The 19,719-nt window shown below is 60.3% G+C and carries 21 protein-coding genes; 8 read left to right on the forward strand and 13 right to left on the reverse strand.

What is annotated here, in order from left to right:
• Positions 1-4: 4 nt before the first annotated feature.
• The 8 genes from atpD to IPM84_09015 form a co-directional block, all read right to left on the reverse strand.
• Positions 5-1,417 carry a F0F1 ATP synthase subunit beta gene (atpD, locus tag IPM84_08980; protein ID MBK9092895.1) on the reverse strand — a complete coding sequence of 471 codons (1,413 nt, stop codon included), beginning with the start codon at positions 1,415-1,417 and terminating at the stop codon, positions 5-7.
• Positions 1,418-1,459: 42 nt separating this feature from the next.
• The gene (atpG, locus tag IPM84_08985; protein MBK9092896.1) at positions 1,460-2,374 is read right to left on the reverse strand and encodes an ATP synthase F1 subunit gamma; all 915 of its coding nucleotides are present in this window, start codon (positions 2,372-2,374) and stop codon (positions 1,460-1,462) included.
• A gap of 77 nt (positions 2,375-2,451) precedes the next feature.
• Entirely contained in the window at positions 2,452-3,963 is a 1,512-nt protein-coding gene (locus IPM84_08990; GenBank protein MBK9092897.1) for a F0F1 ATP synthase subunit alpha, read from the reverse strand.
• Between the two features lie 76 nt (positions 3,964-4,039).
• On the reverse strand, positions 4,040-4,570 hold the full coding sequence (gene atpH / locus IPM84_08995; protein MBK9092898.1) for an ATP synthase F1 subunit delta: 531 nt from the start codon (positions 4,568-4,570) through the stop codon (positions 4,040-4,042).
• Positions 4,567-5,067, reverse strand: a complete 501-nt coding sequence (gene atpF / locus IPM84_09000; GenBank protein MBK9092899.1) for a F0F1 ATP synthase subunit B — start codon at positions 5,065-5,067, stop codon at positions 4,567-4,569. Before atpF ends, atpH begins: the two co-directional genes overlap by 4 nt.
• A 20-nt stretch (positions 5,068-5,087) precedes the next feature.
• Positions 5,088-5,330 carry an ATP synthase F0 subunit C gene (gene atpE, locus IPM84_09005; GenBank protein MBK9092900.1) on the reverse strand — a complete coding sequence of 81 codons (243 nt, stop codon included), beginning with the start codon at positions 5,328-5,330 and terminating at the stop codon, positions 5,088-5,090.
• A gap of 151 nt (positions 5,331-5,481) precedes the next feature.
• Positions 5,482-6,558, reverse strand: a complete 1,077-nt coding sequence (locus tag IPM84_09010; GenBank protein ID MBK9092901.1) for a F0F1 ATP synthase subunit A — start codon at positions 6,556-6,558, stop codon at positions 5,482-5,484.
• Between the two features lie 75 nt (positions 6,559-6,633).
• Complete coding sequence (locus IPM84_09015; protein ID MBK9092902.1) at positions 6,634-6,873, reverse strand: hypothetical protein; 240 nt, start codon at positions 6,871-6,873, stop codon at positions 6,634-6,636.
• 204 nt (positions 6,874-7,077) lie between these two features.
• Here IPM84_09015 and IPM84_09020 point away from each other — a divergent pair, with 204 nt between their 5' ends.
• Together IPM84_09020 and IPM84_09025 are read left to right on the forward strand one after the other, a co-directional pair.
• Positions 7,078-7,374 carry a BrnT family toxin gene (locus IPM84_09020; GenBank protein MBK9092903.1) on the forward strand — a complete coding sequence of 99 codons (297 nt, stop codon included), beginning with the start codon at positions 7,078-7,080 and terminating at the stop codon, positions 7,372-7,374.
• Positions 7,361-7,687, forward strand: a complete 327-nt coding sequence (locus IPM84_09025; protein MBK9092904.1) for a hypothetical protein — start codon at positions 7,361-7,363, stop codon at positions 7,685-7,687. Before IPM84_09020 ends, IPM84_09025 begins: the two co-directional genes overlap by 14 nt.
• Before the next feature lie 71 nt (positions 7,688-7,758).
• Here IPM84_09025 and IPM84_09030 read toward each other — a convergent pair whose 3' ends face one another.
• The 5 genes from IPM84_09030 to IPM84_09050 all read right to left on the reverse strand — a co-directional run bounded on the left by IPM84_09030 (position 7,759) and on the right by IPM84_09050 (position 13,194).
• Positions 7,759-8,712 (reverse strand): flippase-like domain-containing protein, encoded by a 954-nt coding sequence (locus IPM84_09030; protein ID MBK9092905.1) that lies wholly within the window; start codon positions 8,710-8,712, stop codon positions 7,759-7,761.
• 32 nt (positions 8,713-8,744) lie between these two features.
• The gene (locus tag IPM84_09035) at positions 8,745-9,710 is read right to left on the reverse strand and encodes a glycosyltransferase (GenBank protein ID MBK9092906.1); all 966 of its coding nucleotides are present in this window, start codon (positions 9,708-9,710) and stop codon (positions 8,745-8,747) included.
• A gap of 212 nt (positions 9,711-9,922) precedes the next feature.
• Positions 9,923-10,282, reverse strand: coding sequence for a hypothetical protein (locus IPM84_09040; protein ID MBK9092907.1), 360 nt, complete (start codon positions 10,280-10,282; stop codon positions 9,923-9,925).
• Between the two features lie 73 nt (positions 10,283-10,355).
• Positions 10,356-12,596: a right-handed parallel beta-helix repeat-containing protein gene (locus tag IPM84_09045; GenBank protein MBK9092908.1), complete on the reverse strand. Its 2,241-nt coding sequence runs from the start codon at positions 12,594-12,596 to the stop codon at positions 10,356-10,358.
• Positions 12,597-12,810: 214 nt separating this feature from the next.
• A complete protein-coding gene (locus IPM84_09050) occupies positions 12,811-13,194 on the reverse strand; it encodes a cytochrome c (GenBank protein MBK9092909.1) in 384 nt (127 codons plus the stop codon).
• A 208-nt stretch (positions 13,195-13,402) separates the two neighbouring features.
• Between IPM84_09050 and IPM84_09055 the strand changes: the two genes are divergently transcribed.
• From IPM84_09055 to IPM84_09080, 6 genes are all read left to right on the forward strand, one after another.
• A complete protein-coding gene (locus IPM84_09055) occupies positions 13,403-15,220 on the forward strand; it encodes a hypothetical protein (GenBank protein ID MBK9092910.1) in 1,818 nt (605 codons plus the stop codon).
• Between the two features lie 177 nt (positions 15,221-15,397).
• Positions 15,398-16,180: an SAM-dependent chlorinase/fluorinase gene (locus tag IPM84_09060; protein MBK9092911.1), complete on the forward strand. Its 783-nt coding sequence runs from the start codon at positions 15,398-15,400 to the stop codon at positions 16,178-16,180.
• A gap of 16 nt (positions 16,181-16,196) precedes the next feature.
• Positions 16,197-17,492 carry a UDP-N-acetylglucosamine 1-carboxyvinyltransferase gene (gene murA, locus IPM84_09065; protein MBK9092912.1) on the forward strand — a complete coding sequence of 432 codons (1,296 nt, stop codon included), beginning with the start codon at positions 16,197-16,199 and terminating at the stop codon, positions 17,490-17,492.
• A gap of 625 nt (positions 17,493-18,117) precedes the next feature.
• Positions 18,118-18,462 (forward strand): recombinase family protein, encoded by a 345-nt coding sequence (locus IPM84_09070; protein MBK9092913.1) that lies wholly within the window; start codon positions 18,118-18,120, stop codon positions 18,460-18,462.
• The gene (locus IPM84_09075) at positions 18,455-19,243 is read left to right on the forward strand and encodes a recombinase family protein (protein MBK9092914.1); all 789 of its coding nucleotides are present in this window, start codon (positions 18,455-18,457) and stop codon (positions 19,241-19,243) included. The genes IPM84_09070 and IPM84_09075 overlap by 8 nt, the downstream gene beginning before the upstream one ends.
• On the forward strand, positions 19,231-19,701 hold the full coding sequence (locus IPM84_09080) for a hypothetical protein (GenBank protein ID MBK9092915.1): 471 nt from the start codon (positions 19,231-19,233) through the stop codon (positions 19,699-19,701). Before IPM84_09075 ends, IPM84_09080 begins: the two co-directional genes overlap by 13 nt.
• Positions 19,702-19,719: the final 18 nt, after the last annotated feature.

Consider the following 19,719-nt stretch of genomic DNA (forward strand, 5'->3'; position numbering starts at 1 on the left):
CCGCTCAACCGCCGGTCAGGGTCTTCGCCTTGGCCACCACCTGCTCGATGGTGCCCACCATGTAGAACGCCTGCTCCGGCAGCGTGTCATACTTGCCTTCCAGGATTTCTTTGAAGCCCCGCACGGTCTCTTCGATCTTGACATACGCGCCGGGCTGACCGGTGAACTGCTCGGCCACATGCATCGGCTGCGTCAGGAAGCGCTGCATACGGCGCGCGCGCGCCACCACCAACTTGTCATCTTCGCTCAATTCTTCGACACCGAGAATGGCGATGATGTCTTGCAGATCGCGGTAGCGCTGCAAGGTGCGCTGCACGCCGCGGGTCACGTCGTAGTGTTCCATGCCCACAATCAGTGGATCCAGAACACGGCTGGTCGAGGCCAGCGGATCCACGGCCGGGTAAAGGCCCTGCGCGGCCAGGGCGCGTTCCAGCGAGACGATCGCGTCCAGGTGGGCGAAGGTCGTCGCCGGGGCGGGGTCGGTGTAGTCGTCGGCCGGCACGTAGATGGCCTGCATCGAGGTGATGGAGCCGGTCTTGGTGGACGTGATGCGCTCTTGCAGTTCGCCCATTTCGGTGCCCAGGGTGGGCTGATAACCGACGGCGCTGGGCATACGGCCCAGCAGAGCCGACACTTCAGAGCCGGCTTGCACAAAGCGGAAGATGTTATCAATGAACAAGAGCACGTCGCGGCCCTCGTCACGGAAGTACTCCGCCATCGTCACGCCAGTCAGGCCCACGCGCAAGCGGGCGCCGGGCGGCTCATTCATCTGCCCGAAGACCATGACGGTCTGCGGCAGCACGCCCGATTCCTTCATTTCGTGGTAAAGGTCATTGCCCTCGCGGGAACGCTCGCCCACGCCGGCAAACACCGAATAGCCGCTGTGGAACTTGGCGATGTTGTGAATCAGTTCCTGGATGATGACCGTCTTGCCGACGCCGGCGCCGCCGAAGATGCCGGTCTTTCCCCCCTTGGTGAAGGGCGCGATGAGGTCAACGACCTTCATGCCGGTCTCGAAGACCTGGGTCTGTGTAGACTGCTCGACGAACAGCGGGGCCAGGCGATGAATGGGGTAATAGGTGACGGCCTTGACATCGCCCTTCATGTCAATCGGCTGGCCGAGAACGTTGAAGATACGGCCCAGGGTGTCGGGGCCGACCGGCACGCTGATGGGAGCGCCCGTGTTACGCACAGGCATGCCGCGCCGCAAGCCGTCGGTGCTCGACATGGCGACGGCGCGCACACGGCCATCACCCAAGTGCTGCTGCACTTCGCAGACCAGGGCCGACCCGCTGCCCAGCGGGATTTCGATCGCGTCGTAAATTTGAGGCAGTTGATCAGGCGGAAATTCGACGTCTACCACCGGCCCGACTACCGCGAGGATTCTACCTTCGACTCGCGTTCCGTTATTTCCCATAAATCATTATCCTCCGGTCACGGCATCAGGATCATGTCAGATCTAGGTGCTCGCCTGCGCCAAGGCAGAGGCGCCGCCCACAATATCCATCAGTTCTTTAGTAATTTTTTCCTGGCGCGCCTTATTGGCGCTCAGGGTCAGTTCGCCGATCAGGTCGTTGGCGGCATCGGTCGCGTTGCGCATGGCAACCATGCGTGCCGAATGCTCGCTGGCGATGGCCTCATACAGCCCCTGCAAAATCTGCACTTCGGTAAAGCTCTCCATCACCTGCGTCAAAACCGACTGCGCATCCGGTTCGAAGATGTAATCCTTCGTGATCGGTATCGTCGGCTCATCGGGTTCGATGGGCAGGAGCTTTCGGATAACCGGCTTCTGCACCACAGCGTTGACGAAGTCCATGAAGCCGATGTAAACCGCATCAACGGCCTGACTGACGAACTCGTCAATCACGACGCGTGCAATCGGAGCTACGGTAGCTTCATCTACGCCGACCTTCTGAATGCTGAGCGCCTGGCTGGTTGGCCGATCGCCCACTCTGCTGAACTCCGCTCTACTGGGCGGGCCGTAACGGCGCATGAAGTCACGCCCCTTGCGCCCCACGGTGACCAGCGACACCGTCTTACCCTCTTTTTCCCACTGCCGAATCGTGCGCGAGGCCTCGCGCAGCATGTTGGCATTGAGGCCACCCGCCAGGCCGCGGTCAGAGGTGATGAGCAGAAGGAGCACCTTCTTCTCCGGCCGCGCCTGCAACAGGGCCTGCTGATCGGCGCCGCTGCGCCGGATACGCGCCAGGAAGGTTAGCATCTCCCAGGCCTTTTCCGCATACGGCCGCGTCGCCAGCACCTGGGCTTGCGCACGGCGCATCTTCGACGCGCTGACAGCTTCCATCGCCTTCGTCACCTGGGCGATGTTCTTCACGCTCTTGATGCGTCGTCTGATTTCACGGTCATTGGCCACGATTTATCTCTCCTGCAAAGACGAGAAGCGAAGGACGAAGGCCAGCTCTTGGCCTGAGATCATGCGTCCTTCGTTGCTTACGCCGTGAACGTGGCATTGAAGTCGCCAATGGCCATCTTCAGGCGATCAGCCGTTGTCGCGTCCAGGTCTTTGCTGCGCAGGATGACATTGCCGACGTCTGCGTGCTGTGCGTCCATGAACTTCATAAACTCATCTTCCCAACGACGCAGCGCGCTGACCGGCAGCTTGTCCAGGAAGCCGTTGGTGGCGGCGAAGATGGTCATCACCTGGTGATCGAGCGACACCGGCAGATACTGCGGCTGCTTGAGCACCTCGGTCAGGCGTTGACCACGATCGAGCTGCGCCTGCGTGGATTTGTCCAGGTCGGAGCCGAACTGGGCAAACGCGGCCAGTTCACGGAACTGTGTCAGTTCCAGCTTCAGGCGACCGGCCACCTTCTTCATGGACTTGGTTTGCGCGGAGCCACCGACGCGCGACACCGAGATGCCGACGTTCAAGGCCGGGCGAATGCCGGCGTAGAACAGGTCGGCCTCGAGGAAGATCTGGCCGTCGGTGATCGAGATGACGTTGGTGGGGATATAGGCCGACACGTCACCGGCCTGCGTCTCGATGATGGGCAGAGCCGTCAGTGAGCCACTGCCGTAATCGGCGTTGAGGCGCGCGGCCCGCTCCAGCAAGCGCGAGTGCAGGTAGAAAACATCGCCGGGATAGGCTTCACGGCCAGGCGGTCGGCGCATGAGCAGCGATACCTGGCGATAGGCCTGGGCGTGCTTGCTCAAGTCGTCGTAGACGATCAACGCGTCCTTGCCCTGCTCCATGAACTCCTCGCCCATGGCACAACCGGCGTAGGGCGCAATGTACTGCAGGGCGGCCGGGTCGGAAGCTGTAGCCGCGACAACGATGGTGTGATCCATCGCGCCGTACTTTTCCAGGGTAGCCACCAGTTGCACCACCTGGGCGCGCTTCTGGCCGATGGCTACGTAAATACAGATCAGGTCTTTGCCCTTTTGGTTGATGATGGTATCAATCGCAATGGCCGTCTTGCCGGTCTGGCGATCGCCGATGATCAGCTCGCGCTGGCCGCGACCAATGGGAATCAACGCGTCGATGGCCTTGATGCCGGTTTGCACCGGTGTGTCCACCGACTTGCGGGCGATCACGTTGGGTGCGATGCGCTCCACGGGGCGCATGCCGCTGGCGTTGATGGGGCCTTTGCCGTCAAGGGGCTCGCCCAGCGCGTTGACCACACGGCCGATCAGGGCTTCGCCCACCGGCACCGACACGATACGGCCGGTAGAACGGACGAGGTCGCCTTCTTCGATTTCGGTGTGCTCACCCATGATGATGACACCGACGCTGTTCTCTTCCAGGTTGAAGACGATGCCCATGACACCGTTGGCGAATTCGACCAGCTCGCTGGCCATGGCATTGGCCAAGCCCTTGATGCGGGCGATGCCATCGCCCACCTCGGTGACGGTGCCCACATCCACCATATGCACCGGCGCTTCGAACGCCAGGATTTGCTTCTTGATGAGATCCGCGATGCTCTCAGTATGAGAGGCAGTCATTACCGCCATCTAGTTTCTCCTCATGCCTCTGGGTCACGTTGACGGACGCACAGATAGGACGGTGCTCGTGCATACACTAACGCACCGCGGCGGCCAATTGTTCACGCATGCGACTCAGGCGGCTGGCGACGCTGGTATCAATCAGTTTGTCCCCCACGCGCACGATCATACCGCCCAGGAGCGCCGGGTCCTCAGTGTAGTGAAACTCAAGGCCGGCGCCAAACTGCGCGCTGAACTTGTCCTGCAAGGCGTTGCGGTCGCTCTCGCTCAACGGCTGGGCGCTTGTCACCGCCACCGTTTGCGTGCCGGCCACCGTGCGCTGCAGGATCGCATTGAGTTCTGCCACCACCTCGCGCAGCTTGCTCAAGTCGCCACGTGACAACAGCACTTGCAGCAAGTCCACTTCTAACTTGCCGAAGTCGGTTGGTAAAAGACCGGTCAGCGTCGCGTTGCGCCCGGCAAACTCTTGTGCCTGGTCGCTCAGCGGGCGCAGCAACGCATCATTCTCCAGCCGGTCAGCCAAAACCGTCAGGTGCTGTGACCAGTGTTCCACAGCCGCGGCCAGAAAGCCGCTCGCATAGTCGCGTGCGCTGGTTTCGGCTTTCACTGTAGTTTACTCGCTAAGAACTCATTGACCATGCGCTTCTGTTCGGTCGGGCTTGACAGCTCATGGCCCAGGATGCGCTCCGCGGCCAGGACGGCCAGATCGGCCACCTGGCGCTGCATATCGCGCAGCATTTGCGCGCGTTCGGCCGACGCCTCTGCGCGCGCCTTTGTCTTGATGTCCTCAGCTTCCGCTCGCGCCGTTGTCAGGATGCTTTCACGCACCTTTTCGCTGTCGCCGGCCACCGCCGCAATACGCGATTGCGCCGCGCGGCGTTCCTCGTCCAGCTTCTTCATCAATTCCGTCCGCTCGGCTTCGGCGGCTTGGCGTGCCCGGTCGGCGGCCTTCATCCCGTCCTCGATACGCTGGCGTCGTGCGTCCAGCATGTTCATCACGGGCTTCAGCAAGAAGCGCCGCAGCAAGTAGAACAGGATCAGGAAGTTGATGATTTGCGCAAGCAGGAAGGCACCGTTAATTCCAAGTTGTCCAAAGATATCCAAGCTGGCACCCCCTCAAACCCCTACTTAAAGGTCGCGAGACCCGGCGCGCCCACGAAGACCAACAACAGGGCAACCACCAGCGCGTAGATGGCGATTGCTTCAGCGAACACGATACCAAGAATCATGTTCGTGCGGATTTCGCCGGCCGCTTCTGGGTTGCGACCCATAGCCTGCAGCGCACCCATCACAAGCAAACCGACGCCGATGCCGGGGCCAATGGCGCCCAAGCCAATCGCAAGACCCGCAGCCAGAACTGCATTCATAATTTTCGATCCTCCTCAATGATTCTGTTAAGTGTCAATGCGAACAGTTCACTCAGCGTCACACCCCAAGTGTGACCTCCACAAAATCAACGTTTGACTGGCCTGCCCGCGCGCTGCGTACCCGCCTGCGGATCAAACCCAGACAAGTTGCTCAATGCGCCGTCACAGGCGCCTCTTTTCCGTGACCATGCTCCTCGTGCCCTTCGTGGCTGACTACCGCCGACGACAGGAAGATCAGGGTCAGAATGGCAAAGACGAAGGCTTGCATAAAGCCCACAAACAGTTCCAAACCGTAGAACGGCAAGGGAATCAGGTACGGAATCAGAAATGGCATGACGAACAGGAGAACCTGCCCGGCAAAGACATTGCCGAAAAGACGAAAGGAGAAAGAGATAATTTTTGCAAACTCGGAGATCAGCTCCAAAATTCCGACGAAGGCGTCCACCGCTTTCATGCCGGTGATGGTCGGCAAGAAGAACTTACGCCAGTACTTCATGCCGAGGACCCGCATGCCCTCAGCTTGCGTTAGAATGACCGAGATCAGCGCCAGGGCCAGCGGCACGTTGAGATCGGTGGCCGCGGCGCGGAACAGCGGCTTCAGGACATAGGCGCCATACTTGCTCTCATGACTCTCGCTCTCGGTGGCTGCTTCTCCGCTTGCAGCCGCAGCTTCGTGCTCAGCCAGAATCTCATGCACTTGCTCATCGTCCAGGTTGACCTGCACCTTGATGAGCGACGGAATGCCCAGGAACGTTCCCAGCTTGTAACCGGTGCGCACCGTGCCGTTGGTGTGGGCCGTGGCAACTTCTATCGGTTCGATCACGCCGATGCTGTCGAAGCCGGGGATCAACTCCCACCAGTTCGCCACCATCAGGAACATCATGATGGTGATGAAGACCGGGAACCAGCGCTTAGCGTTGACCTTGCCGGCGATGTCTTCGGTCATACGGTAGAAAGTTTCCAGGAACCATTCGATCAGGTTCTGAAAACCGGTTGGAATTTCTTTGAGATTGCGACCGACCGCGAAGGCAATGACCAACAGGGTGATGTCGGCGATCAGGGTGGTGATCAAGGTGTTCGTAACCGGGAAGCCAGCCACGGAGAAGATTACTTCCGCTGGCAGCAGAATGGTGGGCAGGGGCACCGGAAAGAGAATGGCGCCGCCCAGCATCACCGCGAGGACGACAACGATCATGAGAAGGTTGCGTGGTTTGAACAGATTGCGCACTCTGCTATATCCTCCTTCTGGTTCTTTCTGATAGAGGCGCAAAGTCCACGCGGGAGCCTTCACACCTCGGAATGCCTACTTTTTTCCCTGGTCAATTTCGGTATCGGGTGCAATGGCCCGGTACACGCTTCCCAAGCGACGAACGAGGAAGAATGTAGCAGCGGTGGCCCCAGTGCCGATACCGATCAATAATCCCCAGGGTGTGGAACCGGTTGCCATGTCATACCACAGGCCAACACCGAAGGGAACAAACAGAAAAAGCCCGACGACAATCAGTAAGATAAGGGCTTCACGATACCACGGATGTCGCATCACGATGACTTTTCCTGCGTCAACACCCGCATCAACGTCGCCACGGCTCCAAAACGAAAGATCGCCCCGAAACCTGAATCTCAGCGACCACGTTTGGATTATAACATATTGTACTAAGCGGCGCAAATGATGAACAGACCAGTGTTTTTGCGCAGCATAGCTCAAAACGTATTGACATTGTAAATACATTGAGTTATACTAATGATCATGGACGCTCGTTACCGGCTTCACGGCATTACTTTTGAATGGGACATCGCCAAAGCAGTTGTTAATCTGCACAAGCACCGTATTTTGTTTGAATCAGCATGCGAGGTCTTTCATGATCCGTTTGTTTATGTCGTGGAGGCGGACGAGGCGGAAGAAGAGTCAAGGGACAAAGCAATTGGCATGACACAGAACTGGCAATTACTGCACGTCGTGTATACCATGCGTGGTGATACGATACGCATTGTTTCTGCCCGCATGGCTGTCAAGTCAGAAAGAAGAATCTATGAACATCAATGATCTAAAGAACCGCCTGCGCCGTGACCGTCCGATGAAGACGATTACCGTTCGCATACCAGAGGATGTGTTGGAAGACCTGAAACGAATGGCCCCACGCCTGGGATTCTCCGGCTATCAGCCGCTCATGCGTGCCTATATTGGACAGGGCCTGCGCGCCGACCTGGCTCGCTTCGAAGCAGATGCACCCGAAATGGCACGCCTGCTCGATGGTCTGCGTCGCCATGGGGTTGACGACAAGATCATTGCTTCAGTCGTGGCGGAAGCCACGGACGACGTACGTTACATCACTACCGCCACACCGCCATTGGCTTGAGTTCAGGCAAATGCTGGCGCTTCGATACTCGGTGCTTGCTGAAAAGGCGCTACCTGTTCAAGCTGCAGCTCCTACCGCGTGATGTTCCTACCGCGTAACCACAACAGCCCACCGGGCAGGCTGGAGATGATGATGAGCGCCTGTATCAGCAGCGACACCGCCAGGGCATGGTCGTGCGGCACACCCACCAGGCCATAGAAACCGACGTACGCGTTCTGATTGACGCCAAGCCCGCCCACGGAAATGGGAATCAGAAGCACGAGGGCGATGAGCGGGTTGAAGAGGGCAATCGCCAGGAACGAGATACCGCCGCCCAGCGCCTGGGACAGCAGGTAATTGACCGCGTTGGTCAGCATCAGGCCGGTCATGCCGATCAGGTAGGCAGCCAGCAGTGTCTTGTAGCGAAAACGATAGGCTCCAAAGGCATCGGCCAGGCGACCGTAGACAGGAGCCAGCGGCCGCAGGAGTGACCAGTCGAACAGCCGGGCCAGGACGATGCGCAGACGCCGGCTGAAGAGCACCGCAAAGGCAAAGACGAGCGCCGCCAGCGCAACAATCGCCACTGCGCCCACCACGACGAGATCGGGCAGGTGCGTGGTGTAGATGGCGATCAGTGCGGCCACCACCGCGGACGAAACGAACGCCATCAGCCCCACCAAGCGATCTACGATGACCGAGGCCGCGGCGTCGAGTTTGCTCTCCGTGTACGCGCTCAGGCCGTAGCCGCGCATGACATCACCGCCAATGTTGGCCGGCAGGATATTGTTGAAGAAAACGCCGATAAAGGTGTAGCGCAGCAGCGCGCCAAAAGGAACCCCGGGCACCTGGGCACGTAAGAGAACGGCCCATTTGGCCGTGTTCATGACAATGGCGCCGAAATAGGCGATCAGCGCCAGTAGAACAAGAAGACCGTTAGCGCCGGCCAGGCGAGCGCCCAGCGCAGCCAAATCTGCACGACTGAAGATGAAAGCGATCAGCGCTGCACTGACCACCAGTTTGAGCAGCGCCGTTAGTTTGTCACGCACAACTTGCTCCCTGCAATGATGGAGACCGGAGATCAGAGATTCGTCGTTGTCGCCATCGGTGCGGTGTCCTGGGCGCCCAGACGGCGCTGGGCCTCTGCGCCAACATCGGCTTTCTGCGTCCAGGCCATGTCCCACACCACATGACGGTCCTGCTTGACCTTGAAGTCGTACCAGCCCAGAACGCGCGCATAGCCCTCCAGAAAGGCCATCAAGAAGAGGGTGTAGACCAGGCGTATGGCGCCCCAGATCTCCTTGAGGGCAATCTTGAGGACGCGTCCGTTCTGAATGCTGGACACCTGGTAGCCGTATTTGTGCTGTAAGTAGAGATGCCCGGCATGGTTGCGCCGGCGTTGGCGCACGAAATCGCTCACGGTGTCCGGGCCGGTGTTGAAGACCACGGCATCCGGCGCATAACGCACCTGCATCCCGCGCTTGACCACCAGCGCCTCCACAAACGCTTCGTCCATCGCCACATCAGGTGGTATCTGATCGAACACCTTACGGAACGCAATCATCTCGCCCAGGCGCGGAATTTCCAGGCACAGTTCATGCTCCATGCGCAGGCGCAGATGAGAAAACAGGCCAACGATGTGATCGGGCGTGTTGACGGGGATCTTGTGCGCGCCGGTCATCCCGACGTTCGGGTCGGCGAACATACGTACCATGTGCTCCACCGCATCCTCGCGCGGCAGGGTGTCGCCGCTCTCCAGGACGCAGATCGCTTCGGTCGCCGCCTGCAGAAACAGGTTGATCGCGGACGTCTTGCCCTCACGCCGCGGCTGCACGATCAGCCGGATGCGCTCATCCTCGGCCAGCTTGCGTTCGATGATCGGTACCGTGTCGTCGGTGCAGCCACTGGCTACGACGATGATCTCGCTAATCTCCGCCTGATAGAGATGTTGGTTTATCAGCGCGTCCAGGAGCGCGCCGATGTTGGCGGCTTCATTATGCGCCGTCACGCCGACGCTGCAACGGATACGTGATGCTGGATGTTCCACAAGCTTGGCTCCTGCTGATCTCTGCGCCATCGGCTCTGATCTCGCGGGTACGCACAGCGCACGCTTACTCAGGCACAGGAAGCGCCATTATAAGGCGTCAACGCCCGAAATAGCAAATGCCAACGGCCCTGAACTTGTTCAGGACTCCCGCACCCGCCAGGCTTCCGAACTTGTTCGGGGCGCACCTGCCGGATTCGCGTCCCTGAACAGGTTCAGGACTCCGGGTGCGCCTGCTGCGCCAGGTAGCGCGCCATCTCCGGTGCCCCGGTCTCCAGGGGGTGACGGGTATCCGCCTTGACCATGCCTGCCCGCAATGCATCCTCGACATCCACGCCGCACTGATAGGCCAGCTTGAACAGAAAGACGAAGACGTCCGACAACTCCTCGCGCAATTCAACCTGCCATTGATCGGGAAAAGCCGACGGCTTGTAGCCCTCGCGGCGCAAAATGACCCGCGCCACCTCGCCCAGCTCCTCCATCGCGTGCAGCAGCGTATGGGCAGGCGCGACCTGGTCCCAGCCCCGCGCGGCGTCCCATGCCTGCAACCAAGCCTGGTAGTCTCGAATTTTCATTTGACCCCCACAGGGCATGCATGAGCCTGGGTGCTGGCCCGCGACTCTGCGCCCAGGCAACGCCCCCCTGGATTTACATCACTCTCTCGATCACAAAATTCAGCAGGTTGCCATAGGCGCGCTGCAAAAAGCCCGGCCAGCCTTGACTCGGCAGCAGGGGCGGGAAGGCCGATGCGCCGGGCTGATCGAACGTGTTGCCGGCGCCCGAACCGTCCCAGATCAGGTCCGAACCGGGAACGCCGAGCTTGGTCAGGAATTCGTCCGGGGCGAAGCCATTGTGCGCCAGGGTGTTGCCGTGGATGCGGTTGCCCTCCGGCAGCGGGCCAATGTCCAGCTCGTTTGGCTCGAACAGGCCGGTGCGCGTCAGGCTGTAGATGCCGATGCCGCCGGTTTTGTTGTCCTTGATCTCGTTGCCATAGATCTCAGCCCGGTCGGCGCCCATCAGCAGCACGCCGATGCCGGACGGGACGAAGCGCACGACGCCGCCGCGCGCAAAATTGACTCGATTGTTGTTTTCGATGATGTTATCGTGAACGCGTGTGTTGGCCGAGATCTTGGAAGTCAACTGTGGCAGTACGAAGACCAGCAGCCCCGCTGTGTTATCGTAGGCGTGACAGTTCGTTACTTCACCGTTGAGGGTATTTTCCAACTCGATCCCCGCAACGTTGGCGTAGGCGACGCAATCGCGCACGACAGCGTTTTCCGACTGACCAACGTAGATGCCGGCGTCCTCCACCCCCGTCACCGTCACTCGTTCGATCAGAATGTTGGTGCTGCGCACCGGATAGACCCCGTAGGTGCCCGTTTTTTCGGCATAGATGTCGTACAGATGCACACCGGTCGCGCCCTCGACCAGCACGCCGTTGTCGTTGTAGTTCTTGAACGCCAGCTTGCCTAGCTTGAAGTTGTTGCCTGAAGCGACGATCCCGTCGGCCAGCTTGAACTCGCCGTCCAACGTGGGGAAGTCGCCTTGCCCATCGGGAATTCCCTCGATGGTCAGATCGCTGATGTCAACGGCTACGGTTTCGTGATAGACGCCCATTGGAATCAACACTGTGTCGCCTGGGCGCGCCCGATCTACCACCGCCTGGATGGTCTGGCCCGGTTGCACAGTCAGGGTGACGGCGGCGCGCGGAGGAACCACCTGCCCGTCTCCGCCGCGGTTGTGATCTGCAACCCGTTGGTGTGCCGGGTTGTCAATCGGCTGGACGACGGGCAGGCCAGAGGGGACCGCCGCCGGAATCTCTGGCTGTTGCGATTCGTCGGTCAAGGCATAGAGGAAGGCGACCAGGTCAGCCCGCTCTTGCTGGCTCAGATCGAAGCCGTTGACGAACACGTCCACGTTGGCGATGTCGAAGGCGTGACCGCCGCCGTTGGCATAGAAATCCACCACATCTTCCAGCGTGGCCAGGGCGCCGTTGTGCATGTAGGGGGCCGACAGGGCGATGTTGCGCAGGGTTGGTGTTTTGAACGCGCCTTTTTGTCCATCGGCGACGATGCCAGCGCGGCCCGGGTCGTCGTCGGGCACGCCAACGACGCGAAAGGTGTCGCTGGCGAAGGTGGGGGCGGTGTGGCATTCGAAACAGCGTGTGGCGCCGGAACGGAAGAGGGCCAGGCCACGCCGCTGCTGCGGCGTCAGGGCGTCGAAATCCCCGACGGCGTAGCGATCGAAGGGGCTGTTCTGACTCAAGAGGCTGCGTTGGAAGGCGGCCAGGGCCTGCATCAGGTGCTGCACGGCGACGGCTTGGGCGCCGCCGCCAAAGGCGACATCGAATAGCTCGACATAAGCAGGGATGGCGCGTAGTTCTGCTTCCAGCGCCGAGGTGTCGGTGACGCTCATTTCGTTGGGGTGGGTGAGCGGAAAGATCGCCTGGGCTTCCAGTGAGTCGCTGCGACCGTCCCAAAAGAGCTTCTGCGTAAAAGCAGCGTTCCAGAGCGTCGGCGCATTGCGCGCCAGCGGGCCGGACGGCCCTTTGGGCGTCGGCTGACCGTCGCCAAAGCCCAGGTCGGGATGATGGCAGGTTGCGCAGGATGTGTCGTTGGCCTGCGAAAGGACGGAATCGAAGAAGAGCAGACGGCCCAACTCGATTTTTTCTGGCGTGGAGGGGTTGTCGGCCGGTTCGTTGCTGGCAGGCCATTGGCGCTGCAAACCGGAGTAGGACGGCTCGACGCTGCTGGCGCCGGCCCCGTGACGGGTCATGTCAATGGCTGGATCGGCCACCTCGGGCGCAATGGCCGCCACGATCACGACAAGAACGAACGCCGCCAGAATGGCGCCAACGATGATGGCCAGGGTCCTGAGCACGGTCTTCATGGGTGTCCTTCTTTCAGATAGCATCGAGATAGCAGCGTTGCCCATGCGCCATTTTTACCAGCAGCGGTGAGCCGCGGCTCCCGGGTCGCTCCTTCGTTTGTCTGCAATGCATCGTCCGTGACGATCATCGCTGCTCGGCCTGGGGGAAAGAAGGCCTGTCTGTACGGGCTGCGACCCGGTCAGAGCAGGCAGGGGGTGCAACGTGGGGGTTCGATCACTCTTGCGCCAGGAGGTAGGCGACGACGGCGTCAATTTCTTCGCCGCTGAGGGTTTTGGCCAGGGTCGAGGGCATCAGGTTGTCGAAGCCTGCGACCAGGAAATTGCTGGGTCGCATGATCGAGGTGTAGAGATAGGCGCGGGCATCCAGCCCATCAATGCGCGTCGCGCCCCGTTGAGCGATTCCAGCCAGCGAGGGGCCAACCAGGGTTGTATCTGGCGACAGGCTGTGACACGCGCCGCAGTGCTGCTCGAACACACGCTGGCCGCGCGCCAGCGCAGACGAGACTATCGGCATGCGAACGGGCGTCGGTGGGCTGCCGCAGGCGGTCAGCAGCGCGGCGAGAAGGAGAATCAACGGAACGAGAACGGATTTGCACATCGGAGTGGCCTTCGTATCATTGGTCTGGGAATGAAGCTATTGTACCGCAACCCATGACGAATTGCGAATTGTTCCCCTTGACTTTTCCCCCCACACCCATTATAGTTTTGTTATGACCATCTCTTCACGCATTCGTCGTCTCATGATTTTCTCCATTGTTCTCCTCATATTTCTCAGTCTACTGGGCCTGACCGGAATGGCGTTGGGAGTGCCGGGAGCGGGAGCGCCGGGATCGGCGACGCTCGCGGCGCCCGATTACGCGCTGGCGCCTGGCGGGGCCATGCTGGTGGATCGCGACAACTTCAACGGCGCCGCGCGCGCCATCCCTGGCATCGAGTTGGGCAGCCATCTCGATGTGCTGTGGGCTGAGATCAACCCGGCCAACTGCGCCACCAACCCCACCGGCTGCACCGACTTCAGCGTCATCGAAGATCGCCTGCGGCAAATGGGGCAACAGCAGGTCACCACGGTGGACGGGCAGGTGCTCTCCCCACGCCCCTTGTGGCTCAGCCTGCCGCGCTTCTGGTCACAGGGCAACGAAATGGACGGCATCCGCTATTGTAACAACAACGTCCCATCCTGGCTAGGCAGCAGCAACGGCGTGGCGCCCAACTACGCCATCAGCGTCACGCGCACAGTCGGCGGCCAGGCGCTCACCCACACCGAATACGTGCCGCGGCTTGACAGCGCGGCGCTGCAGGCCGCGTACAGCACCCTCATTCAACGCCTGGGCGCGGCGTTTGGCAACGATCCGCGCATCGCCGGGCTGTTCATCGCCGGCGGCTATGACAACGAGACCAACCTGGCCGCGCCCTGGTGCGGCATTACCCTGGAGTTGATCGCCAACTGCGCCAACCCCGCGTCGCCGCAATGCCTGATCTCAGCCTACGCCGACGGCGAGTACGACCAGTTCGTGCGCAACGCCCTCGATGCCTTTCACCAGGCCTTCCCACGCAAACCGGTCTACCTCCTCTTTGCGCCCGCGCCCGATGATTATCTGCGCTGCAACTGGGTGTACGGGGTACCCGGCCAGTTCACCGGCATCGCCCAATACAGCAATCGCCACATCGGCCTGGGCTTCAACGGCATGCGCTATGATGTCCCCGGCTTCATCCGCCGGCCCCCGCCCGCGCCCCCGCCCGCCTCAGCCCGCTGCTCCGTCTTCCAACTGCTGCTCGACAACCGTGGCCTGTTGCCCATCAAGCTGGAGCCGTCGCAGAGCTGGTCAGGCGTGGCGCGGCGCCAGATCGAATACTGGAGCTGGCTCTTCGGCCTGGGGCCGTTCTGGCCCGATTTCATAGACACACAGCCGGAATGGTTCTGCGCCAACACCGACGGCGATGGCAATTGCGGCACACCGGCGGCCAGCGAACTGCGCGCCTTCAACACGCAGTACGGCTTTCCTGCCATCACGACCCCGCGCAACGGCAACCAGGGCGATTTTGGCGACTGGTTGGAGCGTCAGTTTGGCGACAGCCCCACCAGCGCCCGCGATCTGTGGACCGCGTTCCACCGCACCGAATTTCCGCACACCGGCAGCTATTGTCAGGGCTACTGCGAAGGCTTCGACGACAACTTCAACCACTTCCTGGCCGTGGCCTACGGTCCGTACAGCGTGCGCTGCGGCGATAGCAGCCTGCCCTGCTATGACCCCGTGCCGCTGCCGCAGGCCGCCACGAACATCTACTCGCGCTTTGCCGGCCGCATGGATGGCGCCGCGCTCGCCTTTGCCATCAGCAACACCCTCAGCTATTACGGGCAAACGTTGGACAATGTACACATCCGCCTGGCCTACGTCAACGATAGCGACGCCGATTTCAGCGTGACCCTGCCCACCGAGTTCAGCAGCATCACCCTGCCGGTGGATCGCACCGCGGCCGGCAACTGGGCCTGGTTCGAGACCACGCAGCGCATCAAGCTGGCGAATGATCTCAATGGCGCTATCCTGCGCATTGACTACAACGGTCCCGACCCCCGCCCCACCCTGCACATGGTTTGGATTGATGTCAACGATGCGGCGCCCTGACCTGGTCGTTCGGTCTCTTATTGTGGTAAAAGTGTGGTAAAATAGAAGTAACACTGCCAGGGGTGGCGGAGCCTGTAACTTCGTCCTTCCTGGTGCGTTGTGTTTGGCAGTAGGATTCGTTTCTGCGCCGGCGGCATCCACCCTGCGCCGCCCATTCGACTCGAAGACGAGGAATCCGTGCCCATCATCACGCTGCTGACCGATTTTGGCAACCAGGATGGCTATGTGGCCGCCATGAAAGGCGTCATCCTCAGCCGTGCGCCGGACGTGACCCTGGTTGACATCACCCACGCCATTGCCCCACAGGCCGTGCTGCAAGCGGCCTATGTCCTGGCGCAGGCCGCGCCCTTTTTCCCCACAGGCGCCATTCATGTTGCCGTAGTTGACCCTGGCGTCGGCAGCGCCCGGCGTCCGCTCGCCATCCAGACCTCCACCGCCATCTTTGTGGGACCTGACAACGGCCTGTTTACCGATGTGCTCGACAGCGGCGCCGTCACGGCCTGCGTTCACCTCGATCGGCCTCGTTTCTGGCGCGACAATCCCAGCAGCACCTTCCACGGCCGCGACATTTTCGCGCCGGTCGCTGCACACCTGGCGCAACAAGTGTCCCTCAACATCCTGGGCACGCCGATCAACGACCCTGTGCGCCTGCTGCTGCCCAAGCCCCAGCGGCAGCCCGACGGAACCCTGACCGGCGCCATCATTCATGTGGATCATTTTGGCAACCTGATCAGCAACATCCCCGCGGCCTGGCTGAGCGTGGCGCGCTGGCAAGTCCACATCGGGCCAGCCACGATTGACGGCATCCAGCCCAGTTTTGCCGCGGCGCCGGTTGGCGCCCTCCTGGCCTACCGCGGCAGCGCCGGCACGCTGGAGATCGCTGTGCGCAACGGCAGCGCGGCGCAGGCGCTGGGCGCTAAGGTGGGGCAAACCCTGGCTGCGGAACCGCACAGCCACTGAATAAAGGAAGAAAACCATGTCTTGCTTCAAGATCGTCGGCAAACAACCGCTGCATGGCGAGGTGACGCCATCCGGCAACAAGAATGCGGCGCTGCCCCTGTTGGCCGCATCGCTCCTCACCGATCAACCCCTGACGTTGCGCAATGTGCCCGCCATCGGCGACGTCAAAACCATGGTGCAACTGCTGCGTGGCCTGGGCGTCGAGGCAACCTGGCCCGACGAGCATACCGTGACCCTGCACGCGTTCGACCTGAATCGGGGCAAGTTGGACAGCGAGCTGTTTCGCGTCATCCGCGGCTCGGTCATGCTGGCGGGATCGCTCCTGGCGCGCACCGGTCGCGCTGAACTGCCCATGCCGGGCGGCGACAAAATTGGCCGCCGGCGCATTGACACCCATCTGCTGGCCCTGTCCGCGCTGGGCGCGGAGGTTGAGCACGGCCAAAACTTCACCCTGTCCGCGCCCTATCTGACCGGCGCCGACATCCTGCTGGACGAAGCCAGCGTCACCGGCACCGAAAACGCGGTGATGGCGGCCGTGCTGGCGCGCGGCGCCACTATCATTCGCAACGCCGCATCGGAGCCGCACGTGCAGGACCTGTGCAACTGCCTGATGCAGATGGGCGCGCAGATTCAGGGCATCGGCAGCAACACGCTGGTCATCGAAGGGGCGCGCCGTTTGCATGGCGCGGAGTTCAGAGTCTCGCCGGACACGACCGAAATCGGCTCCTACATCGGCCTGGGCGCGGTGACCAGCGGCGAAATTCGCATCCGCGACATTCCGGCTGAGCAACTGCGCATGATTCGTCTGATTTTCGGCGACCGCCTGGGGGTGCGCATGCGCCAGGAAACGACGGCCGGCGGTTTCGATCTCATCGTGGAAGATCAGCAGGACTTAGCGGTGCGCATGGATGTGGGCGGCGCGGTGCCCAAGATTGACGACGCGCCCTGGCCCGCCTTCCCGGCCGACCTGATGAGCATTGCCATCGTAGTGGCGACGCAGGCGCGGGGCACGGTGTTGATTCACGAGAAGATGTTCGAGAGCCGGCTCTATTTCGTGGACAAGCTGATCAGCATGGGTGCGCAGATCATCCTGTGCGATCCGCATCGCTGCGTGGTCGTGGGGCCATCCACCCTGCACGGACAGGAGCTTAGCTCGCCGGACATTCGCGCCGGCATGGCGCTGCTGATTGCCGCCCTGGCCGCGGATGGCGAGAGCACCATTGCCAACATCGGTCAGATTGATCGCGGCTACGAACGCGTGGAAGAAAAACTGCGCAGCCTGGGCGCGCAGATTACGCGCCTGGAAGATTGACAAAAAGGAAACGCCGCAGCCCTTGCGCAGGCTGGCTCCACCACACATCGCCGGGCAAGTCGCAATCGCCCGACCCGTGAATGAATTCACGGTCTGATACACCGAAACCTGCTGAAGCAGGTTGGTGTTGGGTGTGTCAGCTCGAGGCGTAAAATTCATGGCAGAACGAATTCACGGGCTGAACCACCCGTGAATGAGCAGGCCCGCTGCGCTGTGGCGTGAATGAGGGGGTGGTTGGTGTGTGTGGCGTGAATCGTGGCGCGAATCAGCTGAATCACCCGTGAATGAGCAGCGCTCTCCCGAATATCCTTTGCGTCTTTGCGCCCTGGCGTCTTGGCGTTATGGTTACAAACGACAAGAAGGTGGTGAAGAGAAGGGACTTGCACTTTGACAATCGAATAGAACTTCCTATCTGTTTCGGGCGCAAGCGAGAACGCTGAAGTTACGGTGGCTGAAATGTGCTATCCTGAATAAAGTCATGAGGCGAAATTCAGGAGGCAGCCAATGAAAGCAAAAACAGAATGGCGAGTACGGATGGAACGCCAAGCCCATCGAGATGCCATGCACAGACTGAAAGCCGCTTATCAGAAATTGAGTCAAGAAACAGAGCCGAAGGAGGTTCGTAATGAAACAGACAGCTGCGTTGTATGCCCGTGTTTCGACGCAACGCCAGGAAGAGGAGGCCACGATAGCCAGCCAGGTGGCGGCGATTGAAGAATATGCCACCCACGAGGGGTACGCCTTGCGAAAGGACTTGTATTTTCTGGACGAGGCGGTGAGCGGGGCGAAATTGGATCGTCCGGCGCTGGATCGGTTACGAGACCGAGAAGGTGAAGGCTGTTACCAGGTGGTGATCTGCCTGAGTCCAGATCGGTTGGCAAGGGTGTACATGTTGCAGGTGCTTCTGCTGGAAGAATTTCGGCAAGCCGGGATACAAATGTTGTTTGTGAACCAGCCTCCCGGTGAGTGATAGCCCGCAGAGCCAACTGTTGTTCGGCATTCAAGGGTTGTTTGCCGAGTATGAACGGGCTGTGATTGCCGAACGGATGCGGCGAGGGCGTCTGCATTGCGCACGTCAGGGAGCAATGGTCAACCCAAAGACCCCATATGGGTATGATTACGTGCCCAAAACAGGGAGGGAAGGCGGGCGTTGGGAAATCAATGCCGAAGAAGCCAGGGTCGTGCGTCAAATTTACGCCTGGTATACCCAATCCGAGCCGATGACTATTCAAGAAATCACAGATCGCTTGAATCGAGACGGCCTCCAACCGCGTCGCGGGAAGTGCTGGCGCAGTAGCCTGATTGGAAACATCCTGCGACAAACCCAATATACCGGATTGGCTTACTACAATCGCACCGAAAAGGTGTATCATGAGGTGGGGCGATTGCGTAAAATTGGGCATGGCAAGCGTCTTTGCCCGGTGAGTATGCTTCGCCCCACAGAAGAATGGATTGCCATTCCCGTCCCCAGCATTTTGGACAAGGATATCTGGCGCATGGCACAAGAACGACTGAAAACGAACCAGCGATTCTCAATGCGCAACAATCGCAACCACCGCTATCTCCTGCGCGGCTTGTTGATTTGCGCCACTTGTGGCCATACACTCACCGCCCGCGCTGGGAATGGCTATTTTTCCTACAGTTGTGGCTATGGCGGTGTTCACCGTGCCCCGATACGCCTGAGCATACCTGCCGCATTGACGGCAACACCGTTGAAACCCTGGTTTGGAACGCAGTGGTGGAGCTTTTGAAAAATCCCAAACTGATTTCCCAAGCGTGGGGCTGCGATGAAGCTGCCAACATCGAGCAAGGTGAGAAAGAGCGGTTGGAAAATCGCTTGCGATCGCTCGACCGTCAGCAAGAACGTCTGCTGGACTTGTACCAAGATGAGCAGATCGAAAAGCCATCCTACCTGGTGCGCAAACAACGTCTGGATGAGGAGCAAAAAAACATTCAAACGCGCCTTCTGCAAATCGAGCAAGAGGCCAAGTCCGAACAAATCAAGCAGGAATTGATCGAAGATTTCCAGCAATATTGCCAGCGTATCCAGGAAAACCTTGCAAATCCCAGCCCGGATTTACAACAGGAAGTGATTCGGTTGTTAATTGATCACGTTGTTGTCGGAAAAAATGAAATCGTGATCAAGCACATCGTCCCGACCGATGATGATTGTCGTTTGAAACCACAACGTCTTGATGTGGAACCCTGAATCTGTGCAGGCAGAGCC

The sequence above is a fragment of the Candidatus Amarolinea dominans genome, assembly GCA_016719785.1.
GTDB classification, from domain to species: Bacteria; Chloroflexota; Anaerolineae; order SSC4; family Amarolineaceae; genus Amarolinea; species Amarolinea dominans.

Excerpts from the sequence above, each read along its gene's own strand:
- atpD (MBK9092895.1), bottom strand. The coding sequence starts at position 1,417 with ATGGGAAATAACGGAACGCGAGTCGAAGGTAGAATCCTCGCGGTAGTC.
- IPM84_08990 (MBK9092897.1), bottom strand. The coding sequence starts at position 3,963 with ATGACTGCCTCTCATACTGAGAGCATCGCGGATCTCATCAAGAAGCAA.
- atpE (MBK9092900.1), bottom strand. The coding sequence starts at position 5,330 with ATGAATGCAGTTCTGGCTGCGGGTCTTGCGATTGGCTTGGGCGCCATT.
- IPM84_09020 (MBK9092903.1), top strand. The coding sequence starts at position 7,078 with ATGGACGCTCGTTACCGGCTTCACGGCATTACTTTTGAATGGGACATC.
- IPM84_09025 (MBK9092904.1), top strand. The coding sequence starts at position 7,361 with ATGAACATCAATGATCTAAAGAACCGCCTGCGCCGTGACCGTCCGATG.
- IPM84_09040 (MBK9092907.1), bottom strand. The coding sequence starts at position 10,282 with ATGAAAATTCGAGACTACCAGGCTTGGTTGCAGGCATGGGACGCCGCG.
- IPM84_09045 (MBK9092908.1), bottom strand. The coding sequence starts at position 12,596 with ATGAAGACCGTGCTCAGGACCCTGGCCATCATCGTTGGCGCCATTCTG.
- IPM84_09050 (MBK9092909.1), bottom strand. The coding sequence starts at position 13,194 with ATGTGCAAATCCGTTCTCGTTCCGTTGATTCTCCTTCTCGCCGCGCTG.
- murA (MBK9092912.1), top strand. The coding sequence starts at position 16,197 with ATGTCTTGCTTCAAGATCGTCGGCAAACAACCGCTGCATGGCGAGGTG.
- IPM84_09070 (MBK9092913.1), top strand. The coding sequence starts at position 18,118 with ATGAAACAGACAGCTGCGTTGTATGCCCGTGTTTCGACGCAACGCCAG.